The sequence below is a fragment of the Bacillus sp. CCB-MMP212 genome (genome assembly GCF_022748145.1).
GTDB lineage: Bacteria > Bacillota > Bacilli > Bacillales > Bacillaceae_G > Bacillus_A > Bacillus_A cereus.
This window is the reverse complement of record NZ_JALDQE010000002.1, coordinates 178,460-193,829: the sequence shown is the minus strand read 5'-3', so window position 1 is coordinate 193,829 and position 15,370 is coordinate 178,460. Positions and strand designations below refer to the sequence as shown.

Genomic DNA, 15,370 nt, shown 5'->3' with positions numbered 1-15,370 from the left:
ATCTCATATAATGAACCTAACGAACGGTAGGTAGGGGATGAAAATGACAGCAAACCGCATTAAAGCTGTAGCACTTTCTCATTTCGCACGCTACGGCTATGAAGGAACTTCATTGGCAAATATTGCTCAAGAAGTTGGGATTAAAAAACCATCGATTTACGCACACTTTAAAGGAAAAGAAGAGCTATATTTCATATGCTTAGAATCTGCTCTTCAAAAAGATTTGCAGAGCTTCACAGGCGATATCGAAAGCTTTTCCAATTCGTCTACTGAAGAATTGCTTTTAAAATTATTAAAAGGCTATGCAAAACGCTTTGGTGAAAGTGAAGAATCAATGTTTTGGTTACGAACTTCTTATTTTCCGCCTGATGCATTTCGCGAACAAATTATTAATAAAGCAAATGTACACATTGAAAACGTCGGAAAACTTTTATTCCCTGTATTTAAAAGAGCAAGCGAACAAGATGAGCTGCATAACATTGAAGTAAAAGACGCCTTAGAGGCTTTTCTATGCTTACTCGACGGTCTTATGGTTGAACTACTATACGCAGGTTTAAATCGTTTTGAGACACGTTTAGACGCTTCTTGGAAAGTATTTTGGCGCGGACTTTCAAACTGACGGATTGCTCCTTTGCAATGCGTCGTTTTTAAGCCCTTTACCTAACGACTGGTAGGAAGGAGAAATGACATATGGCATGGATTTATGTAATCATCGCTGGTATTATTGAAATCTTTTGGGTGATTGGACTAAAAAAAGCAGAGGCACCACTTGAATGGGCTGGTGTTGCTCTATTAATTACAATTAGTTTCGTCTTATTATTTAGAGCTTATAAAGATTTACCTGTCGGCACTGTATACGCAGTCTTTACAGGAATTGGAGCTGGTGGAATTGTTCTTACAGAGATTTTCATCTTCGGAGAACCTTTCTCTATCGTAAAAGTTTTATTAATCGGTTTAATCTTCTTCGGAGTAATTGGTTTAAAACGAGTAACAGAAGAAAAAGAAGCGAAGGAGGCCGCATAAAATGGCTTGGGTATTTTTAATTCTAGCTGGTATTTGTGAAATTATTGGTGTACTCTTTATGAAAGTAGCCACTGAAAAGAAAGGCTGGGCACCAAAAGTTATTTTAATCGCTAACTTCGGCGTAAGCTTCTTCTTCTTATCTCTTGCGATGAACACATTACCGATGGGAACTGCTTACGCAATTTGGACTGGAATCGGAACTGCTGGAAGTGCACTTCTAGGCATTCTCATTTTCCGAGAATCAGCGGATTGGCGTCGTCTTGCTTTCTTAAGCTGCATTCTATGCGGCGCTGTTGGCTTAAAACTATTAAGCTAACGTGAGGTGAATGTCATGTGGAAAGAAAAAGGAAAGAAAATATTAGCATGGATCACACTTGGTATCGTCATTCTATTACAAATAAGTTTTCATATAATAGAATGGTTGTTTCATAAAGTATTATCCATTCTCACATTCCTTCCTAACATGACACTTGAAATTATATCGATTGTTTGGTCCATTATCGCCTCCATTGCAATCGTCATTATATGGAGTATCGCCAAACTATGGAATAAGTTATTTAAAAAGGACAGTACTTCTGAAAAAGAATAACTGTCCTTTTTTATATTCATTCAGACTTTCTGTAAAAGTTACATGTGATAAGACAAAACAGACCAATTATGGCAATACTTATACCAACCCCTTTATGTAAAATTGGAAATAACAGTGGTATATCCGAGTAAACATTTGCTAATATGAGGCCGATTGAAAATAAAAATATTCCTATTCTATATAACCATTTTCTTTTGTTCATCATTCTCCCCTCCTAAAATTTTTCATACACTCCTTTCTTTTGGACATACTACCTAAAAAAGGAGTGGATAATATGCAAAATTCTATACATAAGCAAATTCTATTTTTATTTTTCCTATTTCTTATTCTCATCATCGTTTTCAGCTTTATATTACATACTCCGAAAGATGTACCAAATAGCGTTTCTTTTTATAAACTACTGCTCTCGTATTGTCGTTATTGAAGAAGGTGCCTTTTTTAAGGCACCTTTTAAAATTCTCTTTTTTCATATATTTTTACTGAAACGAAGATAGATGCTATGAACATGCATATTGAACCAATGAATAACAAGCTGTTATATAGCTGAATTTGTTCTAGGTTGATTCCGAAGAAAATAGAAGAAACAGCCATAGGTGCTATTAGTATAAAAATCGCAATAAAAATAGTTTTCTTATACCCTAGCCAAAAGGATAGCGGTAAAACCAAACTTAAATACACTAAAATAAAACTACTACTAGCAACCATTGTCGTTTCAATAAATTCAAATAAGTTAACCCCACTCTTCATTCTCATCGTGAAACAACCGATCGTTACACTTATAAAAAGAATAATAATTGCTACTATATATTTCGCATACACAATTTGTTTTCTCAATATTGGTAAACTATTTACTATAACTTCACTCTCATTTTTACTATCTGCTTCAAATGTTTTTACCGTTGCCCCAATTGTAATAATTACTGACATAATTATGAACAGATTTTCCGTATCTGTTAAGGCCATATAAAAGAAAACAGGATACAGTATGTACCAAATTAAAAATTTCCATTGAATAATGAAATCTTTTAAAATTAGTTGCTTGATCATGTATTCCCCCTCCTAATATGAAAATGCTCCTTCTATAACTCTGCCTCCTGAAACATTTTCATTGAGAGAAACATTGATATGACTATACTTACTAACACTCCAATACTAAGAACACCCATTGCTAGTGTAGCCTCTTGAGAGTGAAGTACTTTTAACATAATTGTTTTATCACCAAAAATATTGCACATAAGACCAATCATACCCATTAAAGGAAAAAGCATAATCAAATTCAAGACAGTAATAACTTTATATCCCCCAATGTAATTAGTCGGTATCGTTACTGCACAATAAATCAAAGTTGCTACTATTGCTGAAAATATTGCATACCCAGGCATAACTATATCTCTGTTCAATAAAATATTTCCTAATATTAAGACTATAAAAGTTACACTCAAACCAGCCATAATAAATAATGTGCTTGAAATATATTTAGCTATAATTATCTCTTTTCTCGTTATAGGCAAACTCACTAACACTTTTTCTGCTTTACTTTTCTCGTCATAATAAAAAGAAATATATATAATCGTACTACATGTTATAAATACTCCTATTGCAATCCCCATTGGTTCGACGGAATCCTTAAAAATAGATAAAATGGGTATTAAAAAATAGAAAGGAAACATCTTCTTCTGTAAAAAAAACTCCTTCAAAATCAACTGTTGCATATGAATTCTCCTCTCTATAAATCACGCGTTTCATAAATTTTAATTGTAAGAAACATAGAAGCGATATAGGCACTAGCTAGTGTGATTAATCCAACTATAAATATGCCAAAATGTAATGGATTCATAATCCAATCAATGAATGATGCCGTAGCACTTTCTCCGTCACCAATAAACATTCCAACAATAACACCTATTCCAGCGGCTCCACCTGTAAATATTCCACGTACTACTTTTGATTTTGTCCCATAATAACTCGGGAATAATGCTGTAATATAAACTAAAGAATATACAGCACCTCTGACTACTACATACCAAGGAATTTCAATATACAAATTGGGATGATAAGCTCCAATATCACCAATGACAGCGATACCTCTTATAAGAAAAACAACTAGCGTAGTAGAAATCATGCCACCTACAATAAATATTACACCTGAAATATATCTAGCAATAATGATATCCTTTCGTCCAACAGGTAAACTATTTATAATAACATCACTTTTATTTTTTTCATCCATCGCTATTAGTATCATAGAAGATGATATCGTTATGAGTAAGCAACTCATTGGAAATAACAATTCACCATCTGGATCTAATCCAAAGAAAACAAGAGGCATAATAAAATACACTAACCACATAACCCGAAAAAAGAACAAATCTTTATAGATTAGCTGACGCATAGGCACCTCTCCCTTTCGCAGTGTAAACGATAATGTCATCTAATGTAGGCTTTTCTAGTACAACCTCATTTCCAAACCAATCGATAATTCCTTGTTTATCCTTCGCTAAACCTTCGAAACCGAATTTATTTTTTCGTAATCCAACAAATAGTTCTTTTCCTTCTCGATCTAATAAATCATTGCTTCCCTTAACGATTACGTAGTTCTCCATTAATTCATCTTTTTCACCAGTAAATATAATTTCTCCATCGTTGATAAACGTAATATAATCTGCAATACGTTCTAAATCCGTTGTAATGTGGGTTGAGAATAATACAGATACTTCATCTTCCATTACAATTTCTTGCAACATATCAAGTAATTCACTTCGGACAACTGGATCTAATCCTGCTGTCGGCTCATCCATAATGATAAACTCTGCATGATGTGAAAGTGCGATGGCAATCGCAAACTTCATTTTCATCCCTTTAGATAGCTCTTTAATTTTTTTATACTTTGGAACTTGCAATCTGTGCATATACGATTGGTATTGATTTTCGTCCCACTTTTTATATAACGGTGCAATAATACGTTTCATTTGTTCACACGTTAAATCTTCGTAATAATGATTTTCATCATATACAAAACCAATATTTTGTTTTATGTCCTTTTCAGCTTTCTTATTGTCTTTGCCAAAAATTTTTATATCGCCGCTATCTTTTCTAATTAAATTCATAATCATTTTGATCGTTGTACTTTTCCCAGCACCATTTGGTCCGACAAACCCCATAATATATCCTCGTGGTAATGCAAAACTTATATTTTTCACTGCAAAATCTTCATAACTTTTACAAACGTTTTTTAACTCTAACATCTCTCTCATTCCCCCTTATATAAAAACGCAATCATCTGCTGCAATTCTTCAAGTGAAAGCTGCAACACTTTACTTTCTTTTACGATTTCTTCAGCCTTACTTTCCAATAGACGTAGCCGCTGTTCTTTTAATAGTTCATTATTTTTACGTGAAACATAAGTCCCCTTCCCAGCAACAGTTTCTATATATCCTTCTTTTTCAAGCTCCTCGTACGCACGCTTCGTTGTAATTACACTAATTTGCAATTCCTTCGCTAAGCTACGAATAGACGGTAATTGGTCTCCACCCTTTAAACCACCATTTAAAATAAGCTGGCTTAATTGTTTTCTTATTTGCACATAAATAGGGTCTTGGGAAGAATTCGAAATAATAATATTCATGTTTTCCTCCAGTGTGTGTATATACTGTATATACCTTATATATACAGTATATACACAGCATCCTATTTTTGGCAAGAAAAAAAGACCAACATTTTCCTGTTGGTCTTTCGTATATGTATCACTTTTCAAAGCGATCTAACATCTCGTCTCTCATTCCGAAACTTACTACTGCAATTCCTATATACATAAACAGAAGGAATGCCGGATGAACCGTGTTGTACCAGCTGCTGTCAACGATTAAGTAAATCGTTAATGCCACAACAAGAACAAACGCTAAGATAAACATATAAAAGTGTCTTGTACTACCCATGATAAACTCCTCTCTTCTCACTTCACCATTCAACAGTTTATTTTATCGAATAATTCGATATGACTCAAGGTTAACTTTCTGTTATGTAATCAAGTTCCACCTTTACAATGTCCTCACATGCTATTGAAATGATTGTTCCTTGTTTATCAATCGCCGTCACTTCTCTATTATCCATTACACGATTTGCTACTCTTTCTAACACTTTCCCTTGGTCTCGATAGCAAAATTCTTTTACATCTTTAATTGTTTCTCCATTTTCTAAATGGTATACCATTCTATAACATCGATATCCCACACTTTCACCCCCGTCTTGCTCGTTTTTTCACATATACATAAAAATGAGTAATTTTTGCCTCATCACATCTTCTTAATTTCAATAAAATTCTAACAAAAATAAATACTTTTATCAAACCGACTTTTTCAACAAAACTACCTATAAAACTACACCTTTACACCATTAGGAAACAAAAAATATAATTTTTTAACATTTTCTTCACTATTTCTGCATAAAGTGAAACTTTAATCAGTGGGGATTTTTGTTCATCCCCACTGATTATTAGTTGAACCAATCGGGCATTTACGGACAGTTTATCTCCCACCTGGCTTCTTTGCACCAGCTAAGTTTTGAGTTGGGAGTTTACTGTCCGTTAATGCGGGACAAATTCTCCATACAAAAAAAGAACCCGCCGCAGCGAGTTCTCCTTTTGTTATTCTAATCAAACTTGTACAGGAGCTGGCTTTGCATAACGTAAAACTGGTTTACGTGCAGCCATCGTTTCGTCTAAACGTTTAATGACTGTCGTATGCGGTGCTTCTTGTACAACTTCTGGATTTTCTTCTACTTCTTTAGCGATTTGAATCATCTTATCAATGAAACCATCTAATGTTTCTTTTGATTCTGTTTCTGTCGGCTCAATCATAATACATTCTTCCACATTTAATGGGAAGTAAATTGTTGGTGGATGGTAACCGAAATCAAGCAGACGTTTTGCAATATCTAATGTACGTACGCCAAGTTTCTTTTGACGACGACCTGATAATACAAATTCATGCTTACAATGTCTATCGAATGGAAGATCGTAGAATGGCGCTAATCTTCTCATCATATAGTTCGCATTTAATACAGCATACTCAGTTACTGCACGCAAGCCATCTGGACCCATAGAGCGAATATACGTGTATGCACGAACGTTAATTCCGAAGTTACCATAGAATGGCTTCACACGACCAATTGCTTCTGGACGGTCGTAGTTGAAGTGATAACCATTTTCCGTTTTTTCTAAAATCGGTTTTGGTAAGTACGGAATTAAATCAGCTTTCACACCTACTGGACCAGAACCTGGGCCACCACCGCCGTGAGGACCTGTAAATGTTTTATGAAGGTTTAAATGCACAACGTCAAATCCCATATCTCCTGGGCGTGCTTGGCTTAATACCGCATTTAAGTTTGCACCATCATAGTATAACTTACCGCCTGCATTATGGACGATTTCTGCCATTTCTAAAATATTTTCTTCGAATAGACCTAATGTATTAGGATTTGTTAACATAAGTGCTGCTGTTTCTTCGTTTACAACACGTTTTAAGTCTTCTAAGTCAACAAGGCCATTTTCATTTGATTTTACTGTAATTGTTTCAAAACCAGCTACAGTTGCAGATGCCGGGTTCGTTCCGTGAGCAGAGTCAGGTACAATTACTTTCGTACGGTTAAAGTCACCTTTCGCTTCATGGTATGCACGAATTAACATTAAACCTGTCCATTCTCCGTGTGCACCAGCTGCTGGTTGTAAAGTAACAGTATCCATACCTGTAATTTCAATTAAATGCTCTTGTAAGTCATACATTAATTCCATTGCACCTTGTACTGTCTTTTCATCTTGCAGTGGATGAATATTTGCAAATCCTGCGAAACGAGCTACACTCTCATTAATTTTCGGATTATATTTCATCGTACAAGATCCAAGTGGATAGAATCCAGAATCAACACCGTGGTTACGGTTTGAAAGTGCTGTATAGTGGCGCATAATATCAAGTTCAGATACTTCTGGTAGCTCTGCATCTTCTACTCGAATATAATCGCTCTCAAACACATCTTCTAGTTTCACTTCTTCTACATCTAATTTGGGTAAGCTATATCCTATGCGTCCTTCTTTACTCACTTCAAAGATAAGTGCTTGGTCTTGGTTCTTCATTGGATAGCCCCCATTTCGTTTACAAGTGTGTCAATTTCCTCTTTTGTACGAAGCTCAGTTACTGCTACAAGCATATGGTTTTCATGCTCTTTATAATCACGGCCTAGATCGTAACCACCGATAATATTCTTTTGTAATAATGCATCGTTTACTTCTTTCACTGGACGTTTGCAATCTACAACAAACTCATTGAAGAATGGTCCAGCAAATGTTACTGTGAAGCCTTTCGCCTCAAATTGACGTTTTGCATACTGTGCTTTAGAAATGTTTTGACGTGCCATTTCTTTCACACCTTGTTTGCCAAGTGCCGTCATTGCAACAGAAGCTGCTAATGCATTTAACGCTTGGTTTGAACAAATATTAGACGTCGCTTTATCACGGCGAATATGCTGTTCACGTGCTTGTAACGTTAATACAAATCCACGTTTACCATCTGAATCTACAGTTTGTCCAACAAGACGTCCTGGAATTTTACGCATAAATGCTTTCGTTGTTGCAAAGTAACCACAGTGCGGTCCACCAAACTGCGTTGGAATACCGAATGGTTGTGCATCACCGATTACAATATCAGCACCAAATTTCCCTGGTGGTGTTAATGCGCCTAATGATAATGGATTTGAAGAAACGATAAATAATGATTTTTGTTGATGAACGATTTTTTCAATATCAGCTAATTTTTCAACTTGTCCGAAGAAGTTTGGATATTGAACGATTACACAAGCAACTGTATCATCTACTTCACTTTGTAATACGTCTAAATCTGTTACACCATCTTTATGATTAATTTCAACAACTTCAAGATTTTGACCTTTTGCATACGTTTCAAGTACTGCTCTTGATTCTGGATGAACCGCGCTAGATACAAGAATTTTCTTTTTGCGAGTATGGCCAGCTGCTAACATTGCCGCTTCAGCTAAAGCTGTACCCCCGTCATACATAGAAGAGTTTGCTACATCCATTCCTGTTAATTCACAAATCATTGTTTGGAATTCAAAGATTGCTTGTAATTCCCCTTGTGAAATTTCCGGTTGGTATGGTGTGTAAGCTGTATAAAATTCTGAGCGAGAAATAACATGATCTACAATTACTGGAGCATAATGATCGTATACGCCTGCTCCTAAGAAAGAAGCGTATTCTTTTAAGTTAGCATTTTTACTAGCCATTTGAGATAGCTCTTTTAAAAGCTCTGGCTCTGATTTTGCTTCTTTAATTTTTAAATCCCCTTTAAAACGAACACTCTCTGGAATATCAGAGAACAATTCATCGATCGTTTGAACGCCGATCGTTTGTAACATTTCTTTTTTGTCTTCTTCTGTCATTGGAAGATAACGATGCAACATGAAATCTACCCCTCTCCCCGTTACTTTGAACGTTTGTAAAATGGTGTTGGAACAACTACTGCTTTGACGCGTTTATTACGAATTTCAATTTCTACTTCTGTATCAACTGCTGCGTATTTTACATCAATTAGTGCTAAACCAATGCTTTTCTTTAACGTTGGAGATTGTGTACCACTCGTTACTTCCCCAATTTTTTCTTCACCAATAAATACAGGGTAATGCGTACGAGGAATTCCACGTTCGATTACTTCAATGCCGACTAATTTACGAGGCGCACCGTTTTCTTTTTGCTCTTTTAACGTTGCTTTTCCAAAGAAGTCTGCTTCTTTATTTGTTTTTACCGCAAAGCCAATTCCAGCCTCAATCGGTGTAATATCTTTTGATAATTCTTGTCCATAAAGTGGTAATGTTGCTTCGAATCGAAGTGTATCACGAGCACCTAAACCACATGCTTTTAAGCCCTCTTCTGCTCCAACTTCAAGAAGTTTCTCCCAAAGTTTTGCAGCATCTTCACTCTTACAGTAAATTTCGAATCCATCTTCACCTGTATAACCTGTACGAGATACAAGTGCTGGAATTCCATCTACAAGAATATCGTTTTTAAATTTAAAGAACTTAATTTCTTTCAAATCTTCTGACACAACTTTTTGTAAAATGCCTTCTGCTTTTGGTCCTTGAATTGCAAGCTGTGCAACTTCACTAGAAACATTGACTACTGTCGCATCGCCAATTACATGACTTGCTAACCATTCGTAATCTTTCTCGATATTTGATGCATTGATTACTAATAAATAGTCTTCTTCACCACGTTTGTAGATTAATAAATCATCTACTGTACCACCATTTTCGTAGCACATAGCTGTATATTGTGCGCCCCCTACCTTTAAGGTAGATACGTCATTTGTAACAACACGTTGTAAAAATGCTAAACTATCTACACCTTTTACTTCAACTTCTCCCATATGAGACACATCGAACAAACCTGCAGCTGTACGTACAGCTTCGTGTTCTTCTTTAATGCTTGAAAATTGAACTGGTAATTCCCAACCACCGAAGTCGATTGTTTTCCCACCATACTTCGCGTATACATCAAATAACGGTGTACGTTGTAATGTAATCATGCTCTCTCCCCCTTATGCTTTGACAAATCAATAAAAGTTGCTTCCCTTTTCTAAACATTTTCATTCTGAAAAGATAGGATATACGGAATCTCATTATATTTTTTTATGAAAGCGTAAATAAAAAATCACTTTCTTGGATAAAATACGAAAGATTCCACACATTTCACACCATTATCCTAACATCATTCGCTATATTTCATCAATATTCTAGCATAAAAAATAATTTAGAATTTTTTATGTTAAAACACAATAAATACAGCTTTTGAGATTTAATACTTTATTATTGTCTATCATATAGCCTTTAATAACGATAATTATGCCTTCTTTTAAGGCAAATCATCATACATTAAAAAATAATTACTTTAGTTTATAAAAGGTGGGAGAGTCGTAATGAATGTCGATATTTCCGTAGATCGGACGTGGCAAAACAATTTTTTAAATAGAATTGATGAAGATGGTCCTTGGACAAACTGGGATTTATATCACTTAGCTTATGAAACAGAAAAATCGTTACTTGTTCCTACTTTTGATGGACTACAAGCACCGAAACATTTATCCCATTTCACACCGCTTCCGCATCAATTAGAAGTCGCTCAAAATGTAATTGAACAAATGAATGGTAAAGCGATTCTAGCAGATGAAGTAGGTCTTGGAAAAACAATCGAAGCTGGACTTATTTTGAAAGAATACATGGTCCGCGGGCTTGTGAAAAAGGTACTTATACTTGTCCCAGCTTCTCTCGTATCACAATGGGCATACGAGCTGAATACAAAGTTTTTCATTCCCGCTGTAGCACAAAAGAAAAGCTACTCGTGGGAACAAGCTGACGTAATCGTATCATCAATTGATACTGCGAAACGTTCACCACATCGCGATATCGTGTTGAACTTAGAATATGACCTTATTATTATCGATGAAGCACATAAACTGAAAAATAATAAAACAAAAAACTATGAATTTGCACAACGATTAAAAAAGAAGTTTTGTTTATTACTAACCGCTACTCCTGTTCAAAATAAGATTGATGAAATTTTTAACCTTGTTTCTTTATTAAAGCCAGGACATCTAGGCAATCAATCCAACTTTGAAGAATATTACGCTTCCAAAAATCGTTCAGCCGAATCAGATGAAGACTTAAAAGCTCTCATTAACAAAGTAATGGTGCGAAATAGACGACATAATACCGGTATCGATTGGCCGAAGAGACATGTACGTACAATTTTTGTTGAGTTTAATGAACAAGAACAAGCTCTATATAATGATATCGAAAATTGGCGAGGACAAGACGCCTTCACATCTGCTTTCTCATCGTTAACTTTAAAACGGGAAGCGTGCAGTAGTCGTGAGGCTGTTTACTATTCATTGAAAAAGCATGTAGAAAAAAGACAGAAAGAAAATGAACATTATATAAAAGATCCACATATCGATGTGCTAATGGACAAAATTAATCATATTCCTTTCAACTCGAAAGCAACTAAAGCTCTAGAGCTTATAAAAGAAATTGACGATAAAGTCGTCATTTTCACGGAATACCGAGCATCACAGATGTACTTACAATGGTTTTTACAACAACACGGTATTTCTTCTGTCCCATTCCGCGGCGGATTTAAACGCGGGAAGAAAGATTGGATGAAGGAACTTTTCCAAAATCGTGCCCAAGTGTTAATTGCAACGGAAGCTGGCGGAGAAGGCATTAACTTACAGTTTTGTAGCCATATGATCAATTATGATTTGCCATGGAATCCAATGCGTCTTGAGCAAAGAATCGGACGTATTCACCGTCTCGGTCAAAAGAATGATGTTCATATTTATAACTTAGCTACAAAGCATACTGTTGAAGAACATATTCTGAAACTGTTATATGAAAAAATCAACTTATTCGAGCGTGTTATCGGTGAACTCGATGAAATTTTAACGAGAATTAATATGAAAAACATCGACGCGCACATTCAAGAAATTTTCGCGCAATCAAAAAGCGAAGGTGAAATTAGAATTAAGATGGAAAACTTAACATCTATTATCGACTTTGCGAAACGAAATGAAGCTGAGGTGCAAGGCTATGCAGCAACATGAAATTCATAATTACTTATACAATTTCTTTGAGGCGAATAACTGTGAAATTTTAGAACGTTCTCCTCATTTATTAGATGTACAGTTAACAATTGAGATGGATAAATTATTAATGAATCGCCCTTTTTATTGGCACTATCTTGAGAAAACAGGAGGCGTACCGAATCCGATGCGCCTTACTCTTATTACAAATCCAGAAAATGAAGAAAATGATGGTGAGCTTATTCACTACGGTTCACCACGTCTACATCAAATTTTCCAAACGACAAAAGAATTAGGCTCTTACATACGTTTATATGAGGATGTAAGACATAATGTGGCAACACATACACCGCTCCACCCTTGGCTCGGTATTAATATAAAAGTTTCCTATCAATGTGATCGAAAAAAAGACATCCTTCACTCGATTGGCATTCATCTCATTTCTGGAACAATGATGGCAAACTTTCATGAAACATTAACAAACATTAAACTTACACCAAAAATACCTGATTTTTGTTTTACGCTCTCGCCCATCATTAAACCTCAAAGTGGTTTACAACGCATAGAAGACGCTTTAAAAAATATAATTGCAGAAGATGACCATACGTGGGCAAAAGAAGCAAGAGTGCGTTGGAATCATGATCTAGACCTTTTAAACCGTTTTTATGAAGAAAGTGACGAACTTCCTGAGAGCTATGAAATTGAAAAACAAGCTCTGCAAGAACAGTATGAACCACATATTACAGTGCAAATTATTAACGGTGGCCTTTTTTATGTTACCGCGAATCATTTTCTATCTTGAAGAAGCTCCTTCTGCTTTAGAAGGAGCCTCTTTTGAGCTATTTTCTACCCTACTCGCTATCGCCACTACGCTCTTGCTGTTTTTTCTGTGCCATACGTTTCTGGTGTGCACGATCCTTTGCACTCACATGATTTGCATCAGTTGGAAGATTTTCTTTCGAACGTCCAATTCCATTGCTCATCTTTCCCACTCCTTTTTACGTTTTTCAAAATACATGTTTATTTTCAGCTAGAGTTACAATCCTTATACAAAAAATAAGAGCAGCCATTGGCTACTCTTACTCGCTCACATATTTTTGAAACATATCATGGATGCCTTTATTTACTAGGTTCGAGATCTGCTCGTCAGATTTATTCGGATAACGATCACGCAATCTGATAGATGCCTTCACCATTAAATTTTCTAATACAGAACGGCCACCTTCTCCATAAATAATTTCAGCATATTTAACAAGCCTTCCATCCTCTACTGTTGCTGGATTATGATTGAAGAAAAATTTACTCATTGTCTCCACCTCTCTCTTTTGATAACGTTTACATTTATATAGATTATTTATGTTATTCATTTCACAATATTGTATGCATGTATATTTAATTAGTTTCATTATAAAGCAACATATCGATAGTAAATATGTGATTTTCCGTCCATTTTGTGAACAAACTAAAAATGAAAGCGTTTCCTTTATTATATACTAAAAAAACTTACTACGCTAGGGGCAATTTTTTTCAATCTACTAATCCCTCAAAAATTGATATATTTTTTCTTTTCCCATTAAACCTTATACAATTTTCAGAAATTATATTATAAAATATATGTATGACTTAAGGAGGCTTTGTATGAATCAAAATAAAAAAGCTATATTAGATCTTGTCTTTTATCTCGTAATCCCATTCCTCATTTGGAAATTTGCAAAACCTTATATCGATCCTTATTACGCGATGTTACTTTCCTCTGTTCCGGGGATTATTTATACACTGTATACCTTTAAAAAAGAAAAACAGTTTAACGTGACAGGGTTCTTTATTTTAATTACACTCATTTCTAATACAACGGTAGATCTATTATCTGGGTCAGCTGAACGAATGTTGTGGAATGATGCATATTATCACATCGTACTCGGTATTATCGTCATCTGTACAATTTTCATAAAAAAACCACTCATGTTATATTTCGCTGCGGATATTGCAGCGCTGCAAGGACATGACCGCGATAAAAGTCGTGAACTGTATCGTGATAGTCGTATCTATCCAGCACTACAATACTTAACGTTATTTTTCGGCCTACAATTCATATTAAAAAGCTTCTTAAAAATTTATTTCATCTCTGTTTTTGGTGTAGATGGCTACGGTGAAATGAGAGCGATTATGACCGCTGTCGGCTGGGGCATTTCTATTTGTATCGGAATAGGGTTCGTATGGGTGAACAATAAAATACATGCCGTTACGGAAGAACAAGAATCCGTGCAGTAAATAAAAATCCCCTAGTGTATTACGACACTAGGGGATCTTTATTTTGCTAGACATATGACTAAAATTTAACTTGATTTTTTTCTTTTACTTTTTACATTTCGATAAAACAAAGCAGCACTCAGCGGCATAACACCAAACCACTTATTCATAAATGGCTCTTTTTCAGCACGGCGTTGTTCTTTCTTTTGTTTTCGATCTTCTTTTGGAGCATCCATATACGACACAAACTGCTGCGTCACAAAGCGAACATAATCATTAGTAGACATATTATCATCACCTCTACTTGATTAGTATGTCCACTTTTTTATACATTAATCTTTTCCTTTAATTCATTCATAATTTGCTTTACAGACTTATTTGTCGTATCGATATGAATATGAGCCTCTTCATAATAAGCTCGGCGTAATTCAAATTTCGTTACAAATGCATCTATATCTTTCTTTTGAAATAGTGGACGTGTCGTATCTTCACGAAGCCTCTCTGCAATTACATGCGGATCACAATATAAATACACGACAGTTCCGTTCTCTTTCATCCACTTGCGATTTTCCGCTCGTTCAATAATTCCCCCACCAGTTGTAATAATGACATTATGGACTGGTAGCGAACGTAACATTTCGCTTTCATATTCCCGAAAAGCCGTTTCGCCTTCTTCGGCAAAAATATCACGAATTGCCTTCTCTTGCTTCTCTTCGATTTTTTGATCAGTATCTACAACATCCATTTGAAGTTCTTGACTTAATGCTTTTCCAATTGTTGTTTTCCCTGCTCCCATATAGCCGGTTATGTATATAGATTTCATTTTCTGTCCTCTCAATCGTCATTTATTAATTGTTATTATAACGAA

At 35.3% G+C, this 15,370-nt stretch carries 23 protein-coding genes; 8 read left to right on the top strand and 15 right to left on the bottom strand.

What is annotated here, in order from left to right:
- Positions 1-37 precede the first annotated feature (37 nt).
- From MRP26_RS05765 to MRP26_RS05750, 4 genes are all read left to right on the top strand, one after another.
- Positions 38-619, top strand: coding sequence for a TetR/AcrR family transcriptional regulator (locus tag MRP26_RS05765; RefSeq protein WP_002005730.1), 582 nt, complete (start codon positions 38-40; stop codon positions 617-619).
- A 71-nt stretch (positions 620-690) separates the two neighbouring features.
- Complete coding sequence (locus MRP26_RS05760) at positions 691-1,023, top strand: DMT family transporter (RefSeq protein WP_000312339.1); 333 nt, start codon at positions 691-693, stop codon at positions 1,021-1,023.
- 1 nt (position 1,024) lies between these two features.
- On the top strand, positions 1,025-1,339 hold the full coding sequence (locus MRP26_RS05755; protein WP_000312623.1) for a DMT family transporter: 315 nt from the start codon (positions 1,025-1,027) through the stop codon (positions 1,337-1,339).
- 15 nt (positions 1,340-1,354) lie between these two features.
- The gene (locus tag MRP26_RS05750) at positions 1,355-1,612 is read left to right on the top strand and encodes a DUF3975 family protein (protein WP_078400976.1); all 258 of its coding nucleotides are present in this window, start codon (positions 1,355-1,357) and stop codon (positions 1,610-1,612) included.
- A 16-nt stretch (positions 1,613-1,628) separates the two neighbouring features.
- Here MRP26_RS05750 and MRP26_RS05745 read toward each other — a convergent pair whose 3' ends face one another.
- The 11 genes from MRP26_RS05745 to gcvT form a co-directional block, all read right to left on the bottom strand.
- Complete coding sequence (locus MRP26_RS05745; protein ID WP_002182941.1) at positions 1,629-1,817, bottom strand: hypothetical protein; 189 nt, start codon at positions 1,815-1,817, stop codon at positions 1,629-1,631.
- A 245-nt stretch (positions 1,818-2,062) separates the two neighbouring features.
- Positions 2,063-2,659 (bottom strand): ABC-2 transporter permease, encoded by a 597-nt coding sequence (locus MRP26_RS05740; RefSeq protein WP_071729668.1) that lies wholly within the window; start codon positions 2,657-2,659, stop codon positions 2,063-2,065.
- 32 nt (positions 2,660-2,691) lie between these two features.
- Positions 2,692-3,324 carry an ABC-2 transporter permease gene (locus MRP26_RS05735; RefSeq protein WP_078400977.1) on the bottom strand — a complete coding sequence of 211 codons (633 nt, stop codon included), beginning with the start codon at positions 3,322-3,324 and terminating at the stop codon, positions 2,692-2,694.
- A 14-nt stretch (positions 3,325-3,338) separates the two neighbouring features.
- The gene (locus MRP26_RS05730) at positions 3,339-4,004 is read right to left on the bottom strand and encodes an ABC-2 transporter permease (RefSeq protein ID WP_078400978.1); all 666 of its coding nucleotides are present in this window, start codon (positions 4,002-4,004) and stop codon (positions 3,339-3,341) included.
- Positions 3,985-4,857, bottom strand: coding sequence for an ABC transporter ATP-binding protein (locus tag MRP26_RS05725; protein WP_065222868.1), 873 nt, complete (start codon positions 4,855-4,857; stop codon positions 3,985-3,987). The genes MRP26_RS05730 and MRP26_RS05725 overlap by 20 nt, the downstream gene beginning before the upstream one ends.
- Positions 4,858-4,862: 5 nt before the next feature.
- Positions 4,863-5,237 carry a GntR family transcriptional regulator gene (locus MRP26_RS05720; RefSeq protein ID WP_001021350.1) on the bottom strand — a complete coding sequence of 125 codons (375 nt, stop codon included), beginning with the start codon at positions 5,235-5,237 and terminating at the stop codon, positions 4,863-4,865.
- 118 nt (positions 5,238-5,355) lie between these two features.
- Complete coding sequence (locus MRP26_RS05715; protein WP_000535933.1) at positions 5,356-5,547, bottom strand: hypothetical protein; 192 nt, start codon at positions 5,545-5,547, stop codon at positions 5,356-5,358.
- 70 nt (positions 5,548-5,617) lie between these two features.
- Entirely contained in the window at positions 5,618-5,821 is a 204-nt protein-coding gene (locus MRP26_RS05710) for a DUF3929 family protein (RefSeq protein WP_000262496.1), read from the bottom strand.
- A gap of 442 nt (positions 5,822-6,263) precedes the next feature.
- Positions 6,264-7,739 carry an aminomethyl-transferring glycine dehydrogenase subunit 2 gene (gene gcvPB, locus MRP26_RS05705; RefSeq protein WP_000795695.1) on the bottom strand — a complete coding sequence of 492 codons (1,476 nt, stop codon included), beginning with the start codon at positions 7,737-7,739 and terminating at the stop codon, positions 6,264-6,266.
- The gene (gcvPA, locus tag MRP26_RS05700; protein WP_000903240.1) at positions 7,736-9,079 is read right to left on the bottom strand and encodes an aminomethyl-transferring glycine dehydrogenase subunit 1; all 1,344 of its coding nucleotides are present in this window, start codon (positions 9,077-9,079) and stop codon (positions 7,736-7,738) included. Before gcvPA ends, gcvPB begins: the two co-directional genes overlap by 4 nt.
- A gap of 20 nt (positions 9,080-9,099) precedes the next feature.
- Positions 9,100-10,200 (bottom strand): glycine cleavage system aminomethyltransferase GcvT, encoded by a 1,101-nt coding sequence (gene gcvT, locus MRP26_RS05695; protein ID WP_000631769.1) that lies wholly within the window; start codon positions 10,198-10,200, stop codon positions 9,100-9,102.
- 390 nt (positions 10,201-10,590) lie between these two features.
- Here gcvT and MRP26_RS05690 point away from each other — a divergent pair, with 390 nt between their 5' ends.
- Positions 10,591-12,273: a DEAD/DEAH box helicase gene (locus MRP26_RS05690; protein WP_001100040.1), complete on the top strand. Its 1,683-nt coding sequence runs from the start codon at positions 10,591-10,593 to the stop codon at positions 12,271-12,273.
- Complete coding sequence (locus MRP26_RS05685; RefSeq protein WP_088022063.1) at positions 12,260-13,054, top strand: YqhG family protein; 795 nt, start codon at positions 12,260-12,262, stop codon at positions 13,052-13,054. Before MRP26_RS05690 ends, MRP26_RS05685 begins: the two co-directional genes overlap by 14 nt.
- 49 nt (positions 13,055-13,103) lie before the next feature.
- Here MRP26_RS05685 and MRP26_RS30755 read toward each other — a convergent pair whose 3' ends face one another.
- Positions 13,104-13,235, bottom strand: coding sequence for a hypothetical protein (locus MRP26_RS30755; RefSeq protein ID WP_050844516.1), 132 nt, complete (start codon positions 13,233-13,235; stop codon positions 13,104-13,106).
- A 96-nt stretch (positions 13,236-13,331) separates the two neighbouring features.
- Positions 13,332-13,559: a hypothetical protein gene (locus MRP26_RS05680; protein WP_000032702.1), complete on the bottom strand. Its 228-nt coding sequence runs from the start codon at positions 13,557-13,559 to the stop codon at positions 13,332-13,334.
- A 73-nt stretch (positions 13,560-13,632) separates the two neighbouring features.
- On the opposite strand from MRP26_RS05680, the gene MRP26_RS05675 reads away from it, so the two are divergent.
- Both MRP26_RS05675 and MRP26_RS05670 read left to right on the top strand, forming a co-directional pair.
- On the top strand, positions 13,633-13,749 hold the full coding sequence (locus tag MRP26_RS05675) for a hypothetical protein (protein WP_003279814.1): 117 nt from the start codon (positions 13,633-13,635) through the stop codon (positions 13,747-13,749).
- Between the two features lie 141 nt (positions 13,750-13,890).
- Complete coding sequence (locus MRP26_RS05670) at positions 13,891-14,523, top strand: VC0807 family protein (protein WP_001073111.1); 633 nt, start codon at positions 13,891-13,893, stop codon at positions 14,521-14,523.
- A 65-nt stretch (positions 14,524-14,588) separates the two neighbouring features.
- Here MRP26_RS05670 and MRP26_RS05665 read toward each other — a convergent pair whose 3' ends face one another.
- Positions 14,589-14,789 carry a YqzE family protein gene (locus MRP26_RS05665; RefSeq protein ID WP_000106083.1) on the bottom strand — a complete coding sequence of 67 codons (201 nt, stop codon included), beginning with the start codon at positions 14,787-14,789 and terminating at the stop codon, positions 14,589-14,591.
- A 38-nt stretch (positions 14,790-14,827) separates the two neighbouring features.
- Positions 14,828-15,325 carry a shikimate kinase gene (locus MRP26_RS05660; protein ID WP_000836660.1) on the bottom strand — a complete coding sequence of 166 codons (498 nt, stop codon included), beginning with the start codon at positions 15,323-15,325 and terminating at the stop codon, positions 14,828-14,830.
- Positions 15,326-15,370 lie beyond the last annotated feature (45 nt).

Bases quoted from the DNA above. Each gene is read 5' to 3' on its own strand.
- MRP26_RS05765 (WP_002005730.1), top strand. From the start codon at position 38: ATGAAAATGACAGCAAACCGCATTAAAGCTGTAGCACTTTCTCATTTC.
- MRP26_RS05760 (WP_000312339.1), top strand. From the start codon at position 691: ATGGCATGGATTTATGTAATCATCGCTGGTATTATTGAAATCTTTTGG.
- MRP26_RS05755 (WP_000312623.1), top strand. From the start codon at position 1,025: ATGGCTTGGGTATTTTTAATTCTAGCTGGTATTTGTGAAATTATTGGT.
- MRP26_RS05750 (WP_078400976.1), top strand. From the start codon at position 1,355: ATGTGGAAAGAAAAAGGAAAGAAAATATTAGCATGGATCACACTTGGT.
- MRP26_RS05745 (WP_002182941.1), bottom strand. From the start codon at position 1,817: ATGATGAACAAAAGAAAATGGTTATATAGAATAGGAATATTTTTATTT.
- MRP26_RS05740 (WP_071729668.1), bottom strand. From the start codon at position 2,659: ATGATCAAGCAACTAATTTTAAAAGATTTCATTATTCAATGGAAATTT.
- MRP26_RS05735 (WP_078400977.1), bottom strand. From the start codon at position 3,324: ATGCAACAGTTGATTTTGAAGGAGTTTTTTTTACAGAAGAAGATGTTT.
- MRP26_RS05730 (WP_078400978.1), bottom strand. From the start codon at position 4,004: ATGCGTCAGCTAATCTATAAAGATTTGTTCTTTTTTCGGGTTATGTGG.
- MRP26_RS05725 (WP_065222868.1), bottom strand. From the start codon at position 4,857: ATGTTAGAGTTAAAAAACGTTTGTAAAAGTTATGAAGATTTTGCAGTG.
- MRP26_RS05720 (WP_001021350.1), bottom strand. From the start codon at position 5,237: ATGAATATTATTATTTCGAATTCTTCCCAAGACCCTATTTATGTGCAA.
- MRP26_RS05715 (WP_000535933.1), bottom strand. From the start codon at position 5,547: ATGGGTAGTACAAGACACTTTTATATGTTTATCTTAGCGTTTGTTCTT.
- MRP26_RS05710 (WP_000262496.1), bottom strand. From the start codon at position 5,821: ATGGTATACCATTTAGAAAATGGAGAAACAATTAAAGATGTAAAAGAA.
- gcvPB (WP_000795695.1), bottom strand. From the start codon at position 7,739: ATGAAGAACCAAGACCAAGCACTTATCTTTGAAGTGAGTAAAGAAGGA.
- gcvPA (WP_000903240.1), bottom strand. From the start codon at position 9,079: ATGTTGCATCGTTATCTTCCAATGACAGAAGAAGACAAAAAAGAAATG.
- gcvT (WP_000631769.1), bottom strand. From the start codon at position 10,200: ATGATTACATTACAACGTACACCGTTATTTGATGTATACGCGAAGTAT.
- MRP26_RS05690 (WP_001100040.1), top strand. From the start codon at position 10,591: ATGAATGTCGATATTTCCGTAGATCGGACGTGGCAAAACAATTTTTTA.
- MRP26_RS05685 (WP_088022063.1), top strand. From the start codon at position 12,260: ATGCAGCAACATGAAATTCATAATTACTTATACAATTTCTTTGAGGCG.
- MRP26_RS30755 (WP_050844516.1), bottom strand. From the start codon at position 13,235: ATGAGCAATGGAATTGGACGTTCGAAAGAAAATCTTCCAACTGATGCA.
- MRP26_RS05680 (WP_000032702.1), bottom strand. From the start codon at position 13,559: ATGAGTAAATTTTTCTTCAATCATAATCCAGCAACAGTAGAGGATGGA.
- MRP26_RS05675 (WP_003279814.1), top strand. From the start codon at position 13,633: ATGCATGTATATTTAATTAGTTTCATTATAAAGCAACATATCGATAGT.
- MRP26_RS05670 (WP_001073111.1), top strand. From the start codon at position 13,891: ATGAATCAAAATAAAAAAGCTATATTAGATCTTGTCTTTTATCTCGTA.
- MRP26_RS05665 (WP_000106083.1), bottom strand. From the start codon at position 14,789: ATGTCTACTAATGATTATGTTCGCTTTGTGACGCAGCAGTTTGTGTCG.
- MRP26_RS05660 (WP_000836660.1), bottom strand. From the start codon at position 15,325: ATGAAATCTATATACATAACCGGCTATATGGGAGCAGGGAAAACAACA.